A 21,986-nucleotide genomic window follows, 5' to 3' on the forward strand; every position below is an offset into this window, starting at 1 on the left:
TCTCTTCAAGCTGCAATGCCGCCATCTTGTGGCATTTCCGACAGTTGGCATCGCCAAATCCGACAGCCGCCAAGCGATGGGCTGCGATGGCGCATAATCGCTAGTAAAGATTAAAATATTCAGCCTGCTCCCATTCGCTGACAGTGTCCAGATAGCGGGCCCACTCTACCTCTTTCAGGTGGGTGAGATAGTCGACCACATCCTCCCCCAAAGCGCTGCGAAACAGCTCCGATGAGGAGAAAGCCTGCAAGGCCTGACCAAGCGAGCGCGGCAGCTTCTCCGCGTCGTCGGAATAGGGCGACGCAGTCGGGGTCGGCGCCTGCCTGCCCGCCATCAGCCCCTCATTGCCCGCGATAATCTGCGCGGCCAGTGCAAAATACGGGTTGGCGGTGCTGTCAGGCGCGCGGTTTTCGATCCGGCTGGTGGGATCACCGGGCCGCATCAGCCCCCGCAGCATCGCACCACGATTGTCTTCGCCCCACTGCACCCGATTGGGGGCCAGTTGATAGGGCAGATAGCGTTTGTAGCTGTTCACGGTTGGCGCCACCAGAAGCGAGGCGGCCTCCGCATGGGTGAGCAATCCCGCGATCCACCCGCTGGCTTCGGGAGTGAGCTCACCTGCGACCTCTGGCATGAAGAGGTTGCGTCCGCTCATGGTGTCGATCAGCGATTGATGGATGTGCCAGCCATTAGCCATCGCGTGATCCTGCCGGGGCTTGGCCATGAAGCTGGCGTGCAGCCCGCGTGCCGCGCAGACTTCCTTTACCATGGTGCGGAACGTCACCATAGCATCTGCCTGCGTCATCGGGTCAGCGGGATCGAAGGTGAACTCGAACTGGCTCGGCCCCATCTCGATTTCCACGGTGCGCACCGGCAGGCCCAGCGCCTGCGCATGACGGCGCAAGGCATCAAGAATGCTCTCGGCCTCAGCGTAGCGGGTTTCGGTCAGATACTGATACCCCTGGACGAGGTTACGCGTCTCAACAGGTGCCCCTGGCATGCCCTGCTGGGCGTGGCCCAACGCAGGGTCGACCCGCTCAAAAATCTGGAACTCGACCTCCAACCCGACCACCGTCTGAAGCCCCTGGTCCGCCAGGGTTGCCACCGCGTGTTCCAGCACATGGGCCGAACCGAAGGGCACAGTCGCGCCGTCGTGGAAGGCTACATGACAGAAGATCCACGCCGAATGCGGCGACCAGGGCAGCACGCGAAAGGTCTCCGGGCGTGGCACCAGCAGAACGTCACTGGCGCCTTGCATCGGTGTGACCACCTCCTCCGGGTTTTCGCTCCACACCGGGAAGACAGTGCGATGCGCGGTGTCTTTCAGCAGCAGCGTTGAGGGCACCGCGATCCCCTGCTCGAACAGCGACCGCAGACCGGCGGCAACCAAGGTTTTGCCACGCAGAATGCCATGTTGATCAGCAAACAGCACCCGCACGGTTTCCACCCGCGCCGCCTCGCACTGCGCAAGCGCCATCTCTGCATCATGACAGGCCTGATCCGAAAGCAGCCCATTGCGCGCCAGCGCGCCCTTGTTGAGCGATGTTGTCATCTTGGAATCCGACCCTCTTCCTGTCCACGCCTTCGAAATCTTCACCGCCAACAGTGACGTTGCGTCCGATGACGCCCATAGCACACCCTCTGCCACAATTCTGTTATGCAAATGGATAATTTAAGCTTGAACTAAAAAACTAGTTCAGGTCCAGTCTCTTATCAGGAGCCAAGTGGAAAAACCGCGAATTTAGCAAGGATTTCCGCACATAGCTAAAGAACAAAATCAACATACTACCCAAGGTGGCAAAAACAGGGACACAAAAACCGCGTCGATCATGCAGAGGGTTCAATGGAAGTAGCGCCAAGTACGCACAGGCATAGGAACGCGCCTAGTGCGCTTGCATAGTTCGGTGGACGGAGCAGCGCGGCCGCGTATTTGTGGAAGAAACAATGAGTGAACAAGACCGAAATATTTCCTCAAGCTTCGCCAAGGGGCTGGCCGTTCTGGCTGCATTCGATGCAGCAACGCCGACGCTGACACTGGCCGATATTGCCCGACGCACTGGCCAGGACCGCGCCACCGCGCGGCGCGGGGCACTGACGCTTGTGCAGGCGGGCTATCTCCGCCAGCAAGGCCGCGTGTTGTCACTGACACCGCAGGTGCTGGCACTGTCCGGCGGCTTTCTTCAGGCCAATCAATTTGGCCGCAAGGTGCAGCCGGTACTCAACCGTCATGCGCGTAGTCTGGGTGCGGAAATCACCCTTGCAACGCTGGATCAGGGGCGCGTGCTGCTGCTGGCACAGTCCACTGTCGAACATGCACCTGTCACCTACGGGTTTACGGCCGGCGCACATATTCCGCTGGTCCACACCAGTCTGGGTCGGATGCTGATGGGATGCCTACCGGAAGACGCCGCCGCTGAAACACTGGCAACGGCGGACATCCCCCGCCATACCGAACAATCGCTGACCGAGCCGGAGCAGATCCTAGAGCGGGTCACGACAGTGCGGCAGCAGGGCTATGCGGTGACTGACAGCGAGTTTGAAACCGGCATTATCGGCTATGCGGTGCCGGTGTCGCGCCCGGAGCAGCGACCGATTGTTGTTGGCAGCTCCTCCCCGCGCGGGGTGAACCCGGCGCAGGATACGGAAACCTCGCTGCGCGCATTGCAGCTCTGTGCTGCCGAACTGCGCCAAAGTCAGGCGCTGGCGGATCTGTAACCAGATATGCAGCGCATAGGGGCAGATGCGGCCCCCTGCCCTGATTCACGAGCCATCACTGCCACCAGCTGCCGCCTCGCAGCCCGATATTCAAAATTTCGCGAAGGATGTTATCCGCAGCGCGCCTCTTGGAGCGCCCCCTGCAAGCCCGCATAAATGCGGCGTGCATCACGAAAGGACCGCCGATGACCGCGCCGCGTTATTACACCCCTCAGGGAGGCCACCCCGGGCAGGACCAGCTGCTGACCGACCGCGCCATGTTCACCGATGCCTATGCAGTCATCCCCAAGGGCACGATGCGCGATATCACCACATCCTATCTGCCGGGCTGGCAGGGTATGCGTATGTGGGTGATCGCCCGCCCTTTGAGCGGTTTTGCCGAGACGTTCTCGCAATATATTGTCGAACTGCAGCCCGGTGGTGGATCCGACGCGCCCGAACATGACAGCGCCGCACAATCCGTGCTGTTCGTGACGGAGGGCGAGATTGGTCTCACCCTTGATGGGACCGAGCATATTCTGACGCCGGGCGGCTATGCCTATATTCCTGCAGGCGCGGACTGGATCCTGCACAACAGCAGCAACAGCGCGGCCGGGTTTCACTGGATCCGCAAACGCTGGGAAGCCGCGCCCGGCCTTGAAAAACCCGCACCACTGATCACCAATGAACGTGACATCGCGCCAACAGTGATGCCGGACACAGAGGGCCGCTGGGCCACCACCCGCTTTGTCGATCCGGCAGACATGTCACATGATATGCATGTCACCATCGTCACCTTTGAACCCGGTGGGGTCATTCCATTTCCAGAGACCCATGTGATGGAGCACGGGCTTTATGTGCTGGAGGGCAAGGCGGTCTATCGGCTCAATCAGGATTGGGTCGAGGTGGAGGCCGGTGACTTCATGTGGCTGCGCGCCTTCTGCCCGCAAGCCTGCTATGCGGGTGGGCCGGGGCGCTTCCGCTATCTGCTTTACAAGGACGTCAACCGGCACATGCCGCTGAGCCCACCGCGCTAACCAAAGCGACGCGCAGCCATTGCCAGAACGCCCAGCACCGTTAAGGTGTCAGGAGAAACTGAACCCTTAACGCGGGCCAGTCCCGGCCCGCCCTAACGGAACCTGCGCCCATGTTGATCTTACCTGCCGCATTCACAGCCTTGGCTCTGGGGCTAACGGCCCTGCTGGTGCATCCGGGCAGCCATCGCAGGGCGCCGGCGCCCCGTGCCACGCCTGTCCAGACAAGGCCCGGATACCTGCGCACATATGCCGTCCGGCGCGTGTGTGGTCTCGCGCTGGCAATCGCCCTTGGCCCTGCCTTTCTGCCCCTGCCGACCGCAGCCGGTGCCGGATCAGACCCTGCGGTGCAGGTAAGCGTGGTTCAGGTTCTGGGGCGTAGCTGGCACGTTGCCCCGGTGGTTGAAAACCACAGTGAAGACGGTCGTCTCAGCTCTGGGCGTTACATGGCGCAGCGCCAGAATGCAGAATTTGATCCGCTGCGCCCACCTGCGGTTCTGACCGCCAAACAGGCGGTGCGTGCGTTTTATGCGGCGACCGGTTGCCGCGCACGGATCGATACAATGGTGCGCTCGATCAACGGGACATATTTCGCGGATCTGGTCTGTCGTTAAACCCCGATCAGACCGACAGCAGCCCATTGAAACACCGCGCGGGAAAATGTGACCGAAACAGAGGGCCGATTGCCGCTGTTGCGGATTGAGCCGGATGCCGCGCCCTGTCATAGCTTGGCCATGAAACTTGCAATCAACGGATTCGGCCGTATCGGCCGCGCTATTCTGCGCCAGATCCTGACCACGCCGCGCGGCGCTGGGATTGAGCTGGTTTGCATCAACGATATCGCGCCTTTGGACATGTGCGCCTATCTGTTTCAATACGACAGCACCTTTGGCCCCTATCCCGATCCGGTGGTGATCGACGGCGACAGTCTGTGCATTGCCGACCGCGTGATCCGGTTTCATCAGACCGCCGACCTCAGTACGCTGGACCTGTCGGGTGTTGATGTGGTGCTGGAATGCACCGGTATCGCGCGAACCTCAGATGTGGCAGGGCGCGGCCTTTCCGCGGGGGCGCGCAAGGTGCTGATTTCCGGCCCTTCTCCGGCGGCTGAACGCACGATTGTTCTGGGCGCAAATGAGGCGGAGCTGGGGGATGGCAAGATCATCTCCAACGCCTCTTGCACCACCAATGGGCTGGCCCCGCTGGTCAAGCTGCTGGACGCGGAGCTGGGCATCAACAGCGCCCATATGACCACGATCCATTGCTATACGAATTCGCAGCCGATGGTCGATGCGCCGCGAGGGGATTTTGCCCGATCGCGAGGCGGCGCGCTGTCGATGGTGCCGACCACGACCTCCGCGACCCATCTGATTGACGAGGTACTGCCGCATCTGGCAGGCCGGATCAGCGGCGCTGCTGTGCGGGTCCCAACTGCCAGCGTATCGGCTGTGGATCTGGTGGTACAGACAGCGCGGCCGATGCAGGATGATCGGATTGCCGACATATTGCGCGCCGCCGTCGAAGCCACGCCCGTGCTGGGCTGGACCGATCAACCGCTGGTCTCGTCAGACCTGCGGGCGCGCCCCGAATCGCTGGTTATCGCAGGGCCGGAAACACGGGTGACAGGCGCTCATCAGCTGCGGATGTTTGGCTGGTATGACAATGAATGGGGCTTTTCCGCGCGGATGCTGGATATGGCCCAGTTGATGGCCAGGGGTGCATAAAGCGCCAAATCTGGGCCAATCAGATTTGGCATCCGTTCAGCAATAAATAAGGGCCGCGCAAATCTGCTGCGGCCCTTTTTGTGTTGTCGTTGTCCAGCCGACGCTATTCCCCCGGCAGGCTACCCCGGCCCTGACCGGAAAGACCGCCAGAGACTTCCTCCGTGGATTCGCTGGCAAGCTCCTGCGGCAATAGCAGGTTCAGGACAATGGCGATCAGCGCCGCTGGCAACAGGCCAGAGGTCATCAGGATCCGCAGCGTGTCCGGCAGGTGCTGCACCGCCCCCGGCTCCAGCTGCAAGCCAAGGCCAATCGAGAGCGAGATCGCAAAGATCACCATATTGCGGCGGTTCCAGTCCACATCCGACAGCATCGAAATCCCGGCAGCCACCACCATACCAAACATGACAATGACGCCGCCACCCAGCACCTCAATCGGAATGGTGCGGATGATCGCGCCGACCTTGGGCACCAGCCCGCAGAGGATCAGGAACAGCGCGCCAATTGTCACGACATGGCGGCTCATCACACCGGTCATGGCGATCAGGCCAACGTTCTGGCTGAAGGAGGTATTGGGCAGGCCACCAAACACACCCGCCAGCGCGGAGCCGAAACCATCGGCATAGGTCGCCCCGGCGATTTCCTTATCCGTGGCTTCCCGACCTGCGCCCCCGCGGGCGATGCCGCTGACGTCGCCGACGGTTTCCACCGCCGAGACCAGCCCCATGAGACAAAAGCCGAGGATCGCTGCAAAGGAGAACTCAATTCCGTATTTGAACGGCACCGGCAGCGCAAAGGCACTGGCGCGCGACCAGCTGTTGCCGATGGCCTCAACCGTGACCATGCCCATCATCATTGCATAGAGATACCCCACAATCAGCCCCAGCAGCACCGCCGAGATCGACAACATCCCACGGGCAAAGAACTTCAGCCCCAAGGTGACGATGACCACCACCAACGCAGCGGACCAGTTCAGCAGCGAGCCATATTCCGGTGTGCCAATCGCAGGCACGCCACCAGCCGCGTATTGGATCCCCACCTTGACCAGCGCGAGACCGATCATGGTGACCACCAGCCCGGTGACCAGAGGCGGCAGGGCAAAGCGGATGCGCCCGATGAACAGGCCCAATACCGCATGAAACAACCCGCCGATCAGCACGCCGCCAAACAGGGCGGCTAGCGCATCCACCCCCTTGCCCGCGACCAGCGGGATCATGATCGGCAGAAAGGCAAAGCTGGTGCCCTGCACAATCGGCAGCGCCGCGCCGACCGGCCCGATGGTCAGCGTCTGGAGCAGCGTTGCCACCCCGGCAAACAACATCGACATTTGAATCAGGTAGAGCAGTTCCGGAAAGTCCGGGGAGTTGGAACCAAATCCAAAACCTGCCGCCCCAGCCACGATGATCGCAGGGGTCACGTTTGATACGAACATTGCCAGCACGTGCTGGATGCCCAGAGGCACCGCCTTTGCCAGCGGTGGGGTGTAGTTGGGATCGCGCAGCTGGGCTGGCGTTCCGATTGAGCCGTCGGCCATGAATTTGTCCCTCTCTGTGGATATACGGTCTGTTGGTCCGTCTTGGTTTGCGGTGTGTCAGCACTCTCGTTCGGCGGAGTGCCTTATGGGAAAGAAAAAGGCGCAAGGCCCGGTGGGGCACTGCGCCTTTGTTTGTGCGGTTACGGTCGGATCACCTGATAGGGGGTGTCGAACCAATGCTCTTCCAGATTGGCCCCGCCGCCAATCCGGTCCACAACGGCAAACAGCCCCGGTGCGGTCAGCGGCGTCAACACCCCGTGCCAGGTGCCCCGATGGAAGTTGATGACCTGGCCAGGCCGCGTTTCAAAGGCCAGCGGCTCCCCCGGTGCGCCGCCCGCATCCGGCGCGACGATGACCAGAAATCCGGTCTCGCTCATCGGGATAAAGGCCTGGCTGCCCTCCGGATGGCGTTCCACCATCAACAAAGGCATCGGCAGCGCGCGCGGTTCAGCGTTGAAAAGGCTCAACCCCGCGCGGCCAGTACTGAAGTCCAGTTGCGCGCGGTCATGGTATCGCCCACAGAGCCCCTGATTGATGATTTTGTCCGGTGCTCCGCTGCAATCGACAAGATCCCCGAAGCGGGCAAACCCCTCAGCGCTGATGGGCTGGATTTCAACGGTTTTCATCGCGGGTCCCCGTATATGGGACACCCAAAGGACGGTAGGCAGGTCATGGCAGCAGATCCTTCAGCCGGAATTCCGCGATCCGCTCCACCTGTCGGCAGGCTTCGGCAAATTCGCTGGCTCGATCATGGTCGATACGCCGTTCAAACGCGGCCAAAATCGACGCCTTATCATGGTCGCGCACTGCAATAATGAAGGGAAAGCCATGTTTTTCCACATAGGCCGTGTTCAGTTGCGTAAACCGTGTGCGTTCCGCGTCCGTCAGCGCATCCAGCCCGACGGAGGCCTGTTCATTGGTGCTTTCGGCGGTCAATCGCTTGGCAGCGGCCAGTTTGCCCGCCAGATCCGGGTGCGCGGTCAGCACGCCCAGCCGCTCCTCCTCGCTGGCGGAGCGGAACATCCGACAGAGCGCATTATGCAGCCCCGCCGCGCGATCATGCGCAGGCCCCAGCTCCAGATCATGGGCCCGGTCGGCAATCCAGGGTGAATGTTCGAAAATACCGCCATAGGCCTCGACAAACCGTGCACGTGTCATCTGGCTGGGCAACTCGCGGCGCTGATGCGGATGGGTTTTGGCCCAGTGGTCGGCGATATCGATGCGGCGCGGACACCACACGCCGTCAAAGCCCTGGATATAGTCGATAAACCGCTTCAGCCCCGCCGCTTTGCCCGGGCGGCCGATCAGACGGCAATGCAGCCCGACAGACATCATCTTGGGCGCGCCCGCCTCACCCTCGGTGTAAAGAAGGTCAAAAGCGTCCTTCAGGTACTGATAGAACTGCTCTCCGGTGATGTAACCCGGTGCGGTGGCAAAGCGCATATCGTTGGCTTCGAGCGTGTAGGGGATGATCAGCTGATCCCGCGCGCCCACTTCCAGCCAGTAGGGCAGATCGTCGTCATAGGTGTCGGAAACGTAGTCAAAGCCGCCCTCTTCAGCCACCAGACGGACGGTATTTTCACTGCAGCGGCCGGTGTACCAGCCGCGCGGGCGCGTGCCGACAACCTCCGTATGCAGGCGGATCGCCTCGGCGATGGCGGCGCGCTCCTCCTCTTCCGCCATGTCTTTGTGTTCGACCCATTTCAACCCGTGGGAGGCGATTTCCCAATCGGCGGCTTTCATCGCGGCAACCTGTTCAGGCGCCCGAGCCAAAGCGCTGGCAACGCCGTAGATGGTGACCGGAATATCCGCGGCGGTGAACATGCGATGCAGCCGCCAGAAGCCAGCCCGCGCGCCATAATCGTAGATCGACTCCATGTTCCAGTGGCGCTGCCCCGGCCAAGATGCGGCCCCTGCGATATCTGAGAGGAATGCCTCTGATCCCGCGTCCCCATGCAGGATACTGTTCTCACCGCCCTCCTCAAAGTTCAGCACAAACTGCACCGCGACCTTGGCCTTGCCTGGCCAGGCTGCATCGGGCGGCGTCGCGCCATAGCCGATCATGTTGCGGGGATATCTGTTCATTGCCGGGGGCCTCTTTGCAAACGACTGTCAGTCATTAATATGGCAGAAGATCATCGCGATTTTTCAAATATTCCCGAATACACTATCAGATCTCACAGGTTTGCAGCGCCCTGCCCCATCAGGCAGAGGTAGCGCGACAGCAGGAGGATACAGAATGACCACAAGGACTGAGCCCGGCTATCTCACCACACATGTGCTGGACACTGCTCGAGGCTGCCCAGCGGCGGGGCTGCCAATCCGGCTCTATCGGCTGGACGAGCGCGGGCGGACAGAGCTTGCCCGCATGCTGACCAACGCTGACGGGCGCACCGACAGCCCGATCCTGCCAAAGAAGGACTTTGTGACAGGCACATATGAACTGGTGTTTGAGGCCGGCGAGTACCTGCGGGCCAGCGGGCAGGCCTCTGGTGAGGTGCTGTTTCTGGATGAGGTTCCCATTCGTTTTGGCATCACCGATGACAGCGCGCATTACCACGTGCCCTTGCTGCTGTCGCCGTTTGGATATTCCACCTACCGCGGCAGTTAAGCACCGCCGCGCCTTGGCGCGGCCATGCCCAACTGCAGCGGCCCTCCGGCAGGAGGGCTGCAGCGGGCGGGAGGGGCTGTTGCCCTAGGCGGGTGGCGTCTCCGCCTGATCAGCCCCGGAGCCGTCATCCATATTGCGAGCCGACTGGGCCCCATCGGCGCGCAGTGCCGCAGCCAGCCGCGCGGTCATATACTCCATGAACAGGCGCGTCTTGGGGTCCTGATGGCGGCGATGCGTATAAAGGCAGGCCAGCTGCACCGGCACCGGCGGTGTTGCCTCCGCAACCGGCACTAAGCGCCCAGCGGCCAGATGTTCGGCCACCTCGAACAGCGGTTTCAGCACCACGCCCTCCCCTGCCAGCGCCCAATCGGTCAAGACATCGCCGTCGTCACATTCATAGCGACCGCTCACCGCGAAACGGCGCGGGCCCTCGCTGGTCTGCAGCAGCCACTGAAATTCGCTCGCCCCCGGATAGCGCAGGTTCAGACAGTCGTGGCCATCACGCAACAGGGCTGTCCCATCGGCAGGCAAGCCACGCCGCGCCACATAGGCCGGCGACGCACACAGCACCCGCTGGCAGTCAGCAATCTTTCGGATACGCAGATTGCTATCCTCTGGCTGACCAAGGAAAAACGCCAGATCCAGCCCCTCACTGGTCAGATCGACGGCCCGATCAGACAGGCGCAGGCGCAGGTTGATTTCGGGATAAGTCGCCAGAAACTCCGGCGTCTGTGGCGCCAACAACCGCCGCCCAAGGCCCAGAGGTGCCGCCACAAACAGCGTCCCCCGCGGCGTATCGGTCAGATGCATCACCTTGGCCTCGGCCTCATCCACCGCATCCAGCACCGCAACGGCCCCGTCATAAAACGCCCGTCCCTGTTCCGTTGCAGTCAGATTGCGGGTGGTGCGCTGAAACAGGCGCACGCCGAGATACTCCTCCAGCTGTGAGATCCGCGCTGAGGTCACAGCTGGCGACACCCTGAGGTCACGCCCAGCGGCTGACATCGACCCCAGTTCATAGACTCGGACAAAGGTGCGGATATTGTCGAGATAAGACATGACAGAGGCCTGCGATTGTTCCAGAATTTTTGATACAGTTTGGCAGTATATGGGAATACCGAAGAAACCCCGGTTTGCCTAGGGTGACTGAGCTGCGTAGCGGGGCTGCCCGCCGCGAAGGATGAGATGCAACCAAGCCTGCGGTCACAGATCCCAAGGGCGACAAAGGACCGGATTTGAATGTTTGAGCTGTTGATGATGTGGGATTGGCTGGGATTTGCCATCCGTTGGCTGCATGTGATCACCGCCATCGCCTGGATCGGGTCCTCGTTCTATTTCATCGCGCTGGATTTGGGGCTGCGCAAGGCACCGGACCTGCCGGTGGGCGCCCATGGCGAGGAATGGCAGGTTCATGGCGGCGGCTTTTACCACATCCGCAAGTATCTGGTGGCCCCTGCTGAGATGCCCGATCACCTGACCTGGTTCAAATGGGAAAGCTACATGACATGGCTCTCCGGGTTCGCCCTGTTGATGGTGGTCTATTGGGTGGGTGGTGAGCTCTATCTGATTGATCAGTCCAAGGCAGATCTGGCGCTGTGGCAGGGGATCCTGATTTCGGCGGCGACGCTGTCTGTGGGCTGGCTGGTCTATGACCGGCTGTGCAAATCGGGCCTTGCCGAGCGCCCGACCCTGTTGATGGTGTTGCTGTTCGTGATGCTGGTGGCCATGGGCTGGGGCTTAAATCAGGTGTTCACAGGCCGTGCCATGATGCTGCATCTTGGCGCCTTCACCGCCACAATCATGACCGCCAATGTATTCTTCATCATCATGCCCAACCAGCGTATCGTGGTGAAGGACCTGCAAGAGGGTCGCGCGCCGGATGCCAAATACGGCAAGATCGCCAAGCTGCGCTCTACTCACAACAACTATCTGACGCTGCCGGTGGTGTTTCTGATGTTGTCGAACCACTACCCGCTGGCCTTTGCCAGTGAGTACAACTGGCTGATCGCCGCGTTGGTATTCCTGATGGGCGTGACCATCCGGCATTATTTCAACACCCGCCATGCCCGCGCGGGGGATCCCACCTGGACCTGGCTGGCCACGGCACTGCTGTTTCTGGGGGTGATCATCCTGTCCTCACTGGGGCTTGAGCATGAGGACGACGACGTGCAGGAAGAGGCCGCGCTGAGTGGTACCGCGCTGACCATGGCCAACACCGAAGGCTTTGAGCAGGTCCATGAGATTGTCATGGGGCGGTGCAGCATGTGCCACGCGCGCGAGCCATTCTGGGACGGCATCCGCACCGCACCCAAGGGGGTATTACTGGAAACGGAGGGGGATGTGGCCCGCCGTGCGGGCGAGATCTACATGCAGGCCGGTGTGACCCATGCGATGCCGCCGGCCAATATCACCTATATGGAGCCAGAGGACCGCGCCGCAATCCGCCGCTGGTTCCGCGCAGCGCAGATGTAAACTGCGCCTTGCAGCGCCTGATCCGGATCGGTGATACGGGCCACTGATCCTGCGCTCACGTCCACAGGCCGGAACACATTGCCCGCTTTCAGAGAGTTGAACGGAAAATACCCGGGAACTCTTCATGCTCCATTGACGTTACACTTCGGGTTTGCCCTATGCTAGGTGTGATCCCGGTCCCCATGTTTGCCAGCGGCACCAGATATCTGTCGGAGGCTCAGGGCCGATTTTGTCTGTTCGGAGCCTTTATGTTCTACTGCCGTGCCCTCCTCCGCTCCGTTTTTGGTATATCCCGCCGTGGTCGTTTGGGCCGGTTTGGTCGCTGCATGATCGGCGCCGCGAGCCTGAGCCTTGGCAGCGCTGCGGCACTCTCGGCAGCGGAGACGCGGCTGGTTGCGCCCGGATCGGACGGTGATCTGCGCGACCTGTTGCAGGATGCCTCTGCAACACTGGCCACCAGTGACCGCGGGGAGACCGGCGTGCAGCCCTTGATGGCCGCCGCATTGTCCGATTACCGGACACTGGTTCAGGTGCTTTATGATCAGGGGTATTTCTCACCCGTGGTGCAAATCCGCGTCGACGGACGCGAGGCGGCAAGGATCCAGCCACTGAACCTGCCGCGCGAGATCAAGTCCATTGAGATCACAGTAAAAGCAGGGCAGAAATTCACCTTCGGCACCGCCGAAATCGCCCCCCTGCCGCAAAAACGCACTGTCGATATTCCCGAAGATTTTGCCACCGGGCGCACCGCAACCACTGCGGTGCTGCGCGATGCGGCGAATGCAGGGGTAGAGAACTGGCGCTATGCCGGCCACCCGCAGGCCAAGGTCGGCGGCCAGTCGATCACCGCCAACCATGTAGCGGCACGGCTGAATGCCAACCTGCGTCTGGCCCCCGGCCCGCAGCTGCGCTTTGGCCGCTTGCAACTGGCCAACCCCTCCGCCGTACGGGCGGAAGCGATCCAGCGGATCGCTGGCTTCCCGACCGGTGAGGTGTTTCACCCCGATCTTCTGTCCAGATCCGCAACCCGGCTGCGCCGCACGGGTGCGTTTTCCGCTGTCACCATTCGGCCCGTTGAACGCGCCAATCCCGACGGCACCCTGGACTATGTTGCCCGGATCGAAGATCAACCGCCACGGCGCTTCACCTTTGGGGCGGAGCTGAGTTCCTCCGACGGGCTGGAGGTGAGCGGCTCCTGGATGCACCGCAACCTGTTTGGCGGCGCGGAGCGGCTGAGGTTTGAGGCCCGTCTTTCCGGGATCGGCAGCGCCAATGACCTTGACGGGCGTGTCGCTGTGCGTCTGGATCGGCCTGCCGCCTTTGGTCCCGATGACAGCCAGTTCTACCTGCTTGAGGCAGAGAAGCTGGACGAGGAACATTACTCTGCCACCCGTGGCCTGGGCGCTGTGGGTGTCCGGCGGGTCTATTCCGATAAACTCTTTGCCGAGGCGGCCCTGGGGTTTGAGAGCGTCCTGGCCGAAGATGTCTTTGGCAAGCGACGGTTCAAATATCTGGTCGGGCAGTTGCGGGCGGAATATGACGGGCGCGACAGCAGCCTGAGCGCCACCAGCGGCTATTACCTTGACGCCCGCGCTGTTCCCTTCATCGGGATTGATGGCAGCAAGTCCGGCCTGCAGCTGAAATTTGATGGGCGCGCGTACAAAGGTTTTGGCAGTGACGACCGTATCGTGCTGGCGGGACGGCTGCAGATGGGATCGGTGATCGGTCCGTCGCTCTCCGAGGTGTCGCCCACCCTGCTATTTTACTCGGGCGGCGCGGGTTCTGTGCGCGGTCACGAGTTCCAGTCGCTGGGCGTATCTGCGGGTGGTGGCACCTCTGGCGGGCGTGGATATCTGGCGCTGTCGGGCGAAGTGCGAGGCCGTATCGGTGAGAAGTTCACCCTTGTCGGGTTCTATGACGTCGGTCTGGTAGACGCGGATAGTTTTGTCTCCTCGGACTCGGCCCGCCATGCCGGGGCCGGCGTTGGCCTGCGCTATGACGTCGCCGGGATCGGCGCCATTCGTCTCGACCTCGCCTATCCGGTGGACGGCGGCAGCGACGATGGCTTGCAATTCTATATCGGCATAGGACAGGCATTTTGAAACATCTCCTCGCAGCCCTTCACCCTGCCGCTCTGCTGTCGCCACTGCTATTTGCGACCACATTGACCCTCGCCCCAACACTGCCCCTTGCGCAGGAGCGCGAAGAGTCCGGCGGCTTGCTGGTCGATTTTCTGGAAGACACGCTCTCCGGTGAGAGCCGCTCCATCCGCGTTACCGGACTGGAAGGGGCGCTGTCCTCACAAGCCACGCTCGAAAAGCTGACGGTGGCGGATAGCGAGGGCATCTGGCTGACCATCGAAGGCGCTGAGCTGGATTGGAACCGGCTGGGCCTGCTGCGCGGCGATTTCTCCGTCAATACGCTGAAGGCAGATCGCATCCATGTTGTGCGCGCCCCGGCTGCACCGCTGGAAGATCCGGATCTGCCAACCCCCGAGGCAGCGCCGTTCCAGCTGCCCGAGCTGCCGGTGTCGATCAACATAGGCGAAATCAAGGTGGGACGTCTCACCCTCGGGCAGGATCTGATCGGGGTTGCAGCTGTGCTGAGCCTTGATGGATCCATGAGCCTGGCCGATGGCACGCTCGACAGCGCCTTGCAGATCGCCCGCCTTGACCGTGACAGCGACCGGCTCGACCTCAAGGCCGGGTTTGCCAATGACACCGGCACGATCACCGTTGATATGATCCTGGAGGAGGACGATGGCGGGCTGGTTTCCACCGCATTGGCCCTGCCCGGCGGACCCGATATCCGTCTTGCCCTGCAAGGCAGCGGCCCGGTTGAGGATTTCAGCGCCGATCTGACGCTGGATACTGATGGCGCACGCCGCATCGGCGGCACTGTGGTGCTTGCGGCGGCGGGCGATGCCCCTGCGGACCCAACGCAAGGCAGCCGCCCAATCGGATTTCGCGCCGACCTGACCGGCGATATCACAGAACTGGTTGATCCGGTCTATCAACCTTTTTTCGGCCCCGATATGCGTGCCCGGCTGCACGGTCAGACCCGTGCCATGGGTGGTGTCATGATCGACGATCTGGCCCTCACGACGCAGGCACTGGATATCTCAGGCTTTGTGGAGGTTGCCGCCGGTGGGGCGTTGGAAAGCGCCGATTTGCGCGCCGATGTGACCCCGCCGCCCGGACAGGAGGCCGTTGTATTGCCGGTGGCAGGCGGCTCCACCACCGTCGCGGACCTGTCCCTGCGCGCGGAAAAACCGGCGGGAAGTGATTGGACCGTGGCCGCAAAAATGGAACGGCTCAACAATCCGGACCTACGTCTTGCCCGCGCTGAACTGGAGATGACCGGCACTCTGGATCAAACTCAGAGTCTGTCACTGGATGGGCAGATCGCGGCAGCGCTGACCGGACTGGTGCCCACAGATCCCGCGCTGGCTGAGGCTCTTGGCAGCGCTCTGACCTTTGACGGCCGGGTGACCACGGATGGCCCGGGGGCGCTGCGGATCACCGATATGCTGCTTTTGGGCACAGACTATGGTGCCACCGGTGCGATGACCATCGACGGGCTGGAAAGCGGGCTGCGGATTGCGGCCGATATCGAAGCCAACGCCCAGAACCTCGCCCGGTTCTCAGGCCTTGCAGGGCAATCGCTGGATGGGCGGATGACAGCCACCGCTGTTGGCTCTGCCACCCCGCTTTCGGGGGCGTTTGACATTGATCTGTCGGTGCTGGGGCAGGATCTCTCTGCCGGGCTAAAACCGGTTGACGATCTGATCGGCGGCACCACCACCATCGCACTGAAGGCCGCGCGCGATGAGGCCGGGCTGCGGATTGATCGGTTTGATCTGGACGCAAAGGCGCTGACCGCCCAAGCAAACGGGCAACTGGGCAGCACCTCTGGCCAGCTGTCTCTAGGGGCAACGTTGAAACAGCTGGAGAAGGTCCTGCCACAGGCCCCCGGCCCCTTAGCGTTCAGCGCCGAGATCACCCGTGACAACAAGACGTTCTCTGGCGTTGCAGAGCTGCGAGGGCCCAAATCCTCACGTGCAGAGCTGACCGGTCAGATGACGACCAACGGCGACGGCGATCTTCAGTTCGATGCGGCAATCAATGCGCTGGAACGCTTTGTGCCAACCCTTGCGGGCTCCCTGAGCGCCAAGGGCACCGCCAGCCGCCGCGCCGGGGTTTGGACCTTTGATGGCGCGGCAGAAGGACCGGCGGGATTGTCTGCGGATCTTGATGGCACGGTCTCAGAGAACAAAGGCGACGCCGATATCACCTTTGACGCGCTGGTGGCCGAAGTGCAGCGGTTTGTGCCCGGACTGCCGGGACGGTTGACCGCCGAGGGCACCGCGCGTCGCCGAGACGGGGTGTGGCAGATCAATAGCCGCGCCATTGGCCCGGCAGGTGTCACCAGCACCGTCGCGGGCAGCTGGGACGAGGTGCAGGGCCGCGCCGATATCGATGCCAAAGGGCAGTTGCGGCTGGAAGGGTTGAACCCGTTCATTTCCCCCAATCTGATCCGTGGCCCGGCACAATTTGATCTGTCTCTGAAGGGCGAGCCATCGCTTGCAAATCTGAGCGGTCAGATCCGCACCAGCGGTACCTCATTGGCCATTCCAGCCGCAGCGCAGCGGATCGACGCCATCAACGCAACAGTCTCTATCGCGCGATCCAGAGCCGATATTCAGCTGACAGCTGCGCCTCGTGATGGTGGCCAGCTGCGTGTTAGCGGACCGGTCGGATTAATCGCACCCTTTGATGCTCAATTGCAGATCGCCCTGGCCAATATCGGGCTGAGCGACCAACTCTCCTATGAAACCGAGCTGTCCGGTGCATTGACACTCTCCGGTGCTCTGATTGGTACCAACCGCCTGTCCGGGCGAATCGATGTCGGCGAGACCAACATCAACCTGGCCACCGCCGGCGGTTCTGTGACCGCCGCCCCAATCCCCGACATACGGCATCAGGGCGAACCCGCAGAGGTGCGCCGCACCCGTTCCTGGGCCGGTCTGATCGACAGCGGCAATGGTGGCAGCGGTGGGTCCGGCCGGACACTTCTGGATGTGCTAATCAGCGCGCCAAATCGCATCAATGCCCGTGGGCGCGGTGTACGCGCCGAACTGGGTGGCCAGATCCAGCTGCGTGGCAGCACCGCCAATCTGGCGCCCGCTGGCCAGATCAGCCTGATCCGGGGCACCTTCGATATTCTGGGACGGCGATTGGCGCTGGATGAGGGGCAGATCACTCTGCAGGGCGATTTGCGCCCCTACCTGCTGCTGCGCTCCTCCGCCGCAACCTCCGAAGGCACCGCGACGCTGGAGCTTTCCGGGCTGATTGATAGCCCCTCCATCAAAGTGACTTCCGACCCGGAACGTCCCAGCGAGGAGGCATTGGCGCTGTTGCTGTTCGGAGACAACATTCAGGATCTGTCCCCCTTGGCCTTGGCCCGACTGGCCGGATCGGTCGCCACCCTCAGTGGACGAGGTGGCAGCAATCGCGCCGAGGGCAAGCTGCGGGACGAGACCGGGGCCAGCAATGTGGAACTCGGGCTCGACAACCTTGGCGCGGGACTTCTGGATATCGGCGGCTATGTGTCCGAGAACGTTTATACCGATTTCAACGTTAACACCCGCGGCGACAGCGAGCTGAGCATCAACCTGGATGTCAGCAAAAGCCTGACCGTCACAGGCAAGGTTGATGGCGAGGGCGAAACCGGCGTTGGTCTCTTCTTCAAGCGCGATTATTGACGCGCGCCCTCACCCGCTGAGCTGCGTCAGCTGCCGCGACCGGCTTTTTCAATCGCGAAACGCGCGGCCCCGCTAACGCCGGCGGCATCATCGGTAATGAGCCACAGCGGCGTGGTCTCACAGCGGCTCTGCACGCCGGTTGCAGGTTGCAGGAAACTGTTGAGGAACACCTCACAGGCGGGGGTGCCAAGAATGCCGCGTGCCACGCTGCCAGCAAAGAAAATCCCCTGCCCCGGCATATAGGTTGGCACCAGCTCGCGGGCAAAATCCCCCAAGAGCCGCGCCCAGCTGGTGACGGTTTGGCCCGCAGGGCTGTCACCATCGGCGAGGTAATCCGCCACGATTTGCGCGCCACCTTCAGCGGCAACACCGTGCAAGGCCTGATGATACCGCACCAGCCCTCTCCCCGAGAACAGGTCTTCATTGGTGGCAAATTCACTTGCCCGCTCGCCGAGTATACCTGTCAAACCACGCGCAACAGGAGCCGAAAGGCTGGTGTGGCCCATCTCCGCCTCTGCGGTGTGACCCTCTACTGACAGCGACACGTTAAAGCCGGTGCCGATGCCCGCCACCAACGCTTGCGTCCCCCGTTGATGCCCTGCACGCAACGACGACAGCTGGCCCGGGATCAGCGCAGGCAGCGAATGGCCAAGCGCGGCCAGATCGTTGATCACATCCACCCGTGCGCCTGCCCCAAGCTGCAACTGCTGCGCAAGACCCGCAGCAGTGCCCTGCCAGTTGCGGTTGGTCAGCTGATATTCATTGCCATAAACCGGCCCTGCCACGGCAATACAGGCGCCAGCCAGCGGCGGCAGATCCGGCTGGGTACAATAGGCCGCCAGAACATCATCAAGGCTGGAAAAGCTATCATTGGCAAAGCTCTGCAGGGCAGTGACCCCGATTTCAGGCCCGGCAAGGGCCAGCCGGGTATTGCTGCCGCCCACGTCGCCAACCAGCACTGTCATATCCGAGCCCATGTGCTCTGCCTTTCTGAATGTCCGAATTTTGCGAGACACTGCCGTATTCAGAGCCGAAATGCAATTCTGCGACAGTCACAATTTTAGCGCTAACATTGCAAGCATCCCCCCGCAATGTGCTTGCCACAGATGGTTGTTTTGCACAGTTTGGATCTGTCAGACAGGAGTTCCGATGACCGGCACGACAGATCCCTCCCGCACAGCGGCCCCGGTCCCGACCGGCCCAAAGGCTGGCCGGGTGCTGTCGCGCCTTGCAGGTTGGTTCGACAGCAAGATCGGCCTGCCGTTTGACCGGTTGCGCTTTCGCATCTCGCTCCGGCATCTGTCGGGACCTCGGAAAATTGACCTCCCGCGTGAGGCTGTGACCGTGGTCGCGCTGGTCCGGGATGGCGCCTATTACCTTGACGTGTTCCTGGCCCACTACCGCGCACTTGGGGTGTCGCATTTCGTTTTCTGTGACACCGGATCAACCGACGGCACGCTAGCGCAGCTGGCGCAGGAGCCGGATGTTACCGTGCTGCAATCCCGCCTCCCCTGGGGCCGGTTCGAGAATATCTTTCGCGGTTATGCAGCGCGCAAATTCTCTGCGGATCGTTGGTGTCTTTTTGCCGATATGGACGAGATCCTTGAATTCGAGGGACAGGCCCAGCTCGGCTTGAGCGGACTTCTGCGCTATCTCAACCAGCATGAATACAGCGCGATGATGGCCCAGATGCTGGAGATGTTCCCGCAGGCCCCGCTGCGGTCGGTGGCGCAGCAATCCTACCCTGAGGTGCAGCGGAGTTTTTGCCACTATGATATCAGCGCTGTCTGCGCCTTGGACTATCATGATCCGGCGACTGGCTTGGGTTTCTTCCTGTCCCAAAACCAGATCCCCGATGCGCCCCCGCCCAAGATGCAGTTTGGCGGCATACGTGGTGCTGTCTTCGGGGAGCGCTGTTGCCTGAGCAAACACCCGCTGGTGTTTATCGGCGCTGACATCGACCCGGCGATGCATCCACATGTGTCGGCCGGCGTCCGGGTTGCGGACACGATGGCCGTGCTGAAACACTATAAATTCGCCAATGATCCGATGGCACGGGATCAGGCTTCACTGGAAGCAGCCGCCATCCCCCATGGTGAGGATGCGCTGCGGGTTGCGGGCTTTGCCAAGAAGCCTGATCTGACATTGTGGTCGCAAACTGCGCAGGAATACGATGGCCCCGAAACCGGACCTGCAGCGCTGCGCAAGGCCGGGTTTCTGCAGGTTTCGGCGCGCTATCTAGCGGAGATTGCGGACTAATGACTGATGTATCCTCTCCCGCGCCCCCGGCTCTCACGTCCCCCATCGTCGACGCGGTGGTGATTGGCCGCAACGAGGGCGCACGGCTGGTTGCTTGCCTGAACAGCCTGCAGGGGCAGGTCCGCCGGGTGATTTATGTCGACAGCGGATCAACTGACGGATCGGTTGCCGCCACCGAGGCGATGGGGATCAAGGTGATCAGCCTCGAAATGAGCCAACGATTTACAGCCGCCCGCGCCCGCAACGCAGGTCTGGCCCATCTGGATGGCGACTGTGAGTACGTGCAGCTGGTGGACGGCGACTGCGAAGTGGTGCCCGGGTGGATCGCCGCCGCGGCCGCACGGCTGGAGGCTGATCCGCAGCTGGCGGTCGTGTGCGGGCGACGGCGGGAACGCGCCCCTGAGGCCTCTGTCTACAATCAACTGTGCGACGATGAATGGAACACGCCCATCGGCCCGGCCAAGGCCTGTGGCGGGGATGCGCTGATGCGGCTTCGCGCCCTGCAGGAGGTCGGCGGCTATCGCAACGCTCTGATTGCGGGTGAGGAACCGGAGCTGTGCCTGCGTCTGGCGCGGGCTGGCTGGAGCATCTGGCGGCTGGATGCGGAGATGACGCTGCACGACGCGCAGATGCACCGATTTTCGCAATGGTGGCAACGCAGCCGTCGCGCTGGTTTTGCCTTCGCCGAAGGCGCAGCGCTGCATGGCGCGGGCCCCGAACGCCATTGGGTTGCTGAAACCCGGCGCGCATTGCTTTGGGGGGCCGGGATCCCGCTGCTGACCCTGATACTCCTGCCGTTTTCAGGCTGGGCGCTGCTCCTGCTGCTGATCTATCCCGCGCAAGGTCTGCGCCTGTCACACAGGATGGGCCGCACCCGTGCCCTCTATTCCATGCTTGGCAAATTTGCCGAAGCACAGGGCGCGCTGGAATATCATTGGCTGCGGCTGCGCGGACGCAATCGCGGGCTGCTGGAATACAAGTAGCGGCTGAGCGCCCAGCCGATCAGGGATGGCGCAGCCGCAACGCATGTAGCAGCTGACCCGGAAGGATGGCGATGCAGCGCAAATACCGCGGTCCCAGACGGCGCGGGCTGCTCAATGCGCGCCAAAACCACTCCAGTGCCAGCCCGCGCACCCAGGCGGGCGCGCGTTTTTGGTGCCCGCCAAGGAAGTCCAATCCTGCCCCCACCGAGGCAAAGCCGACCTCCGGCGCCAAAGCGCGGCCACGGGCAGCCATGATTTCCTGCTTCGGCGCACCAAGGGCCAGAAAACACAAACCAATCTGTTTGCGCGCCAACTCGGACAGAATTTTCTCCGCCTCAGGGCTGTTGGGATCAAACACCCCAGAGGGCGCGTGACACCACGCCACCTCAAGCCCCGGCACCTCAGCCTGCAAGGCGCGCGAAGCATCCTGAAGTGCCGCGTCAGTGCTGCCGACCAGGGCGATTGGCACCCCAGCGCGGGCGGCCCAGCGGCACAGGGGCACCACCATGTCTGAGCCCGGCATCAATGCCACAGGCCGCTGCGCCAGCTGCGACAACCAGACAATTGGGCGGCCATCCGCAACCACAAAATCCTGCGCGGCATAGGCCTTCAGAAACGCAGGTGAGCTGCGCATTTTTACCAGATGGTCAAGGTTGACCGTCGCCAATGCAAAGCCGCGGCGGGTCTGGAAATGCCCCATAACCGCCTGCTCCAATCGCGCTGGATCGGCGATATTCACATCAATCCGCGTGTCCTGAATGTCAAAATACACCCGCTGCCCCCTCATGCGCCGGACCTCATGCATCAGAACCGGCATTCCTATTCGATCACATGGCCTTGCCTCTGTTTCAAGAGTTTACCTCAGAATACGAATGCGGGCGACAGCGCAGTCATCTGGGGCTAAACTTATGTTC

General features: G+C 62.1%; 17 protein-coding genes. 10 read left to right on the plus strand and 7 right to left on the minus strand.

Annotated features, from left to right (window positions below; all coding sequences use genetic code 11):
- Positions 1-100: 100 nt before the first annotated feature.
- On the minus strand, positions 101-1,552 hold the full coding sequence (locus tag GAL_RS14430) for a glutamine synthetase family protein (RefSeq protein WP_024098304.1): 1,452 nt from the start codon (positions 1,550-1,552) through the stop codon (positions 101-103).
- 344 nt (positions 1,553-1,896) lie between these two features.
- Here GAL_RS14430 and GAL_RS14435 point away from each other — a divergent pair, with 344 nt between their 5' ends.
- The 4 genes from GAL_RS14435 to GAL_RS14450 all read left to right on the plus strand — a co-directional run bounded on the left by GAL_RS14435 (position 1,897) and on the right by GAL_RS14450 (position 5,452).
- On the plus strand, positions 1,897-2,715 hold the full coding sequence (locus GAL_RS14435) for an IclR family transcriptional regulator domain-containing protein (RefSeq protein WP_040104106.1): 819 nt from the start codon (positions 1,897-1,899) through the stop codon (positions 2,713-2,715).
- A gap of 185 nt (positions 2,716-2,900) precedes the next feature.
- Positions 2,901-3,731, plus strand: a complete 831-nt coding sequence (locus GAL_RS14440) for a bifunctional allantoicase/(S)-ureidoglycine aminohydrolase (protein ID WP_024098306.1) — start codon at positions 2,901-2,903, stop codon at positions 3,729-3,731.
- Between the two features lie 110 nt (positions 3,732-3,841).
- On the plus strand, positions 3,842-4,342 hold the full coding sequence (locus GAL_RS14445; protein ID WP_024098307.1) for a hypothetical protein: 501 nt from the start codon (positions 3,842-3,844) through the stop codon (positions 4,340-4,342).
- 48 nt (positions 4,343-4,390) lie between these two features.
- Positions 4,391-5,452 (plus strand): type I glyceraldehyde-3-phosphate dehydrogenase, encoded by a 1,062-nt coding sequence (locus tag GAL_RS14450; RefSeq protein ID WP_040104107.1) that lies wholly within the window; start codon positions 4,391-4,393, stop codon positions 5,450-5,452.
- Positions 5,453-5,555: 103 nt separating this feature from the next.
- Here the strand turns inward: GAL_RS14450 and GAL_RS14455 are convergent, their stop codons facing one another.
- The 3 genes from GAL_RS14455 to puuE all read right to left on the minus strand — a co-directional run bounded on the left by GAL_RS14455 (position 5,556) and on the right by puuE (position 9,068).
- Positions 5,556-6,983, minus strand: a complete 1,428-nt coding sequence (locus tag GAL_RS14455; RefSeq protein ID WP_024098309.1) for a uracil-xanthine permease family protein — start codon at positions 6,981-6,983, stop codon at positions 5,556-5,558.
- Positions 6,984-7,123: 140 nt separating this feature from the next.
- Positions 7,124-7,609, minus strand: coding sequence for an ureidoglycolate lyase (locus GAL_RS14460; RefSeq protein WP_024098310.1), 486 nt, complete (start codon positions 7,607-7,609; stop codon positions 7,124-7,126).
- A 43-nt stretch (positions 7,610-7,652) separates the two neighbouring features.
- Positions 7,653-9,068: an allantoinase PuuE gene (gene puuE / locus GAL_RS14465; protein WP_024098311.1), complete on the minus strand. Its 1,416-nt coding sequence runs from the start codon at positions 9,066-9,068 to the stop codon at positions 7,653-7,655.
- A gap of 154 nt (positions 9,069-9,222) precedes the next feature.
- Here puuE and uraH point away from each other — a divergent pair, with 154 nt between their 5' ends.
- Positions 9,223-9,594, plus strand: coding sequence for a hydroxyisourate hydrolase (gene uraH, locus GAL_RS14470; RefSeq protein WP_024098312.1), 372 nt, complete (start codon positions 9,223-9,225; stop codon positions 9,592-9,594).
- 84 nt (positions 9,595-9,678) lie between these two features.
- Here the strand turns inward: uraH and GAL_RS14475 are convergent, their stop codons facing one another.
- A complete protein-coding gene (locus tag GAL_RS14475) occupies positions 9,679-10,653 on the minus strand; it encodes a LysR family transcriptional regulator (RefSeq protein ID WP_024098313.1) in 975 nt (324 codons plus the stop codon).
- Between the two features lie 180 nt (positions 10,654-10,833).
- Here GAL_RS14475 and GAL_RS14480 point away from each other — a divergent pair, with 180 nt between their 5' ends.
- The 3 genes from GAL_RS14480 to GAL_RS14490 all read left to right on the plus strand — a co-directional run bounded on the left by GAL_RS14480 (position 10,834) and on the right by GAL_RS14490 (position 17,830).
- Positions 10,834-12,066 carry a urate hydroxylase PuuD gene (locus GAL_RS14480; protein WP_024098314.1) on the plus strand — a complete coding sequence of 411 codons (1,233 nt, stop codon included), beginning with the start codon at positions 10,834-10,836 and terminating at the stop codon, positions 12,064-12,066.
- Positions 12,067-12,224: 158 nt separating this feature from the next.
- Positions 12,225-14,168, plus strand: a complete 1,944-nt coding sequence (locus GAL_RS14485) for an autotransporter assembly complex protein TamA (RefSeq protein ID WP_024098315.1) — start codon at positions 12,225-12,227, stop codon at positions 14,166-14,168.
- Positions 14,165-17,830, plus strand: a complete 3,666-nt coding sequence (locus tag GAL_RS14490; protein WP_024098316.1) for a translocation/assembly module TamB domain-containing protein — start codon at positions 14,165-14,167, stop codon at positions 17,828-17,830. The genes GAL_RS14485 and GAL_RS14490 overlap by 4 nt, the downstream gene beginning before the upstream one ends.
- A 26-nt stretch (positions 17,831-17,856) precedes the next feature.
- On the opposite strand, the gene GAL_RS14495 is transcribed toward GAL_RS14490, so the two are convergent.
- A complete protein-coding gene (locus tag GAL_RS14495) occupies positions 17,857-18,807 on the minus strand; it encodes a glucokinase (protein ID WP_024098317.1) in 951 nt (316 codons plus the stop codon).
- A 172-nt stretch (positions 18,808-18,979) separates the two neighbouring features.
- Between GAL_RS14495 and GAL_RS14500 the strand changes: the two genes are divergently transcribed.
- Complete coding sequence (locus GAL_RS14500; RefSeq protein WP_024098318.1) at positions 18,980-20,089, plus strand: glycosyltransferase family 2 protein; 1,110 nt, start codon at positions 18,980-18,982, stop codon at positions 20,087-20,089.
- Positions 20,089-21,072, plus strand: coding sequence for a glycosyltransferase family 2 protein (locus GAL_RS14505; protein WP_024098319.1), 984 nt, complete (start codon positions 20,089-20,091; stop codon positions 21,070-21,072). Before GAL_RS14500 ends, GAL_RS14505 begins: the two co-directional genes overlap by 1 nt.
- A 19-nt stretch (positions 21,073-21,091) precedes the next feature.
- Here GAL_RS14505 and GAL_RS14510 read toward each other — a convergent pair whose 3' ends face one another.
- The gene (locus GAL_RS14510; RefSeq protein ID WP_040104180.1) at positions 21,092-21,844 is read right to left on the minus strand and encodes a WecB/TagA/CpsF family glycosyltransferase; all 753 of its coding nucleotides are present in this window, start codon (positions 21,842-21,844) and stop codon (positions 21,092-21,094) included.
- Between the last annotated feature and the right edge of the window lie 142 nt (positions 21,845-21,986).

It is taken from the genome of Phaeobacter gallaeciensis DSM 26640 (assembly GCF_000511385.1).
GTDB classification, from domain to species: Bacteria; Pseudomonadota; Alphaproteobacteria; order Rhodobacterales; family Rhodobacteraceae; genus Phaeobacter; species Phaeobacter gallaeciensis.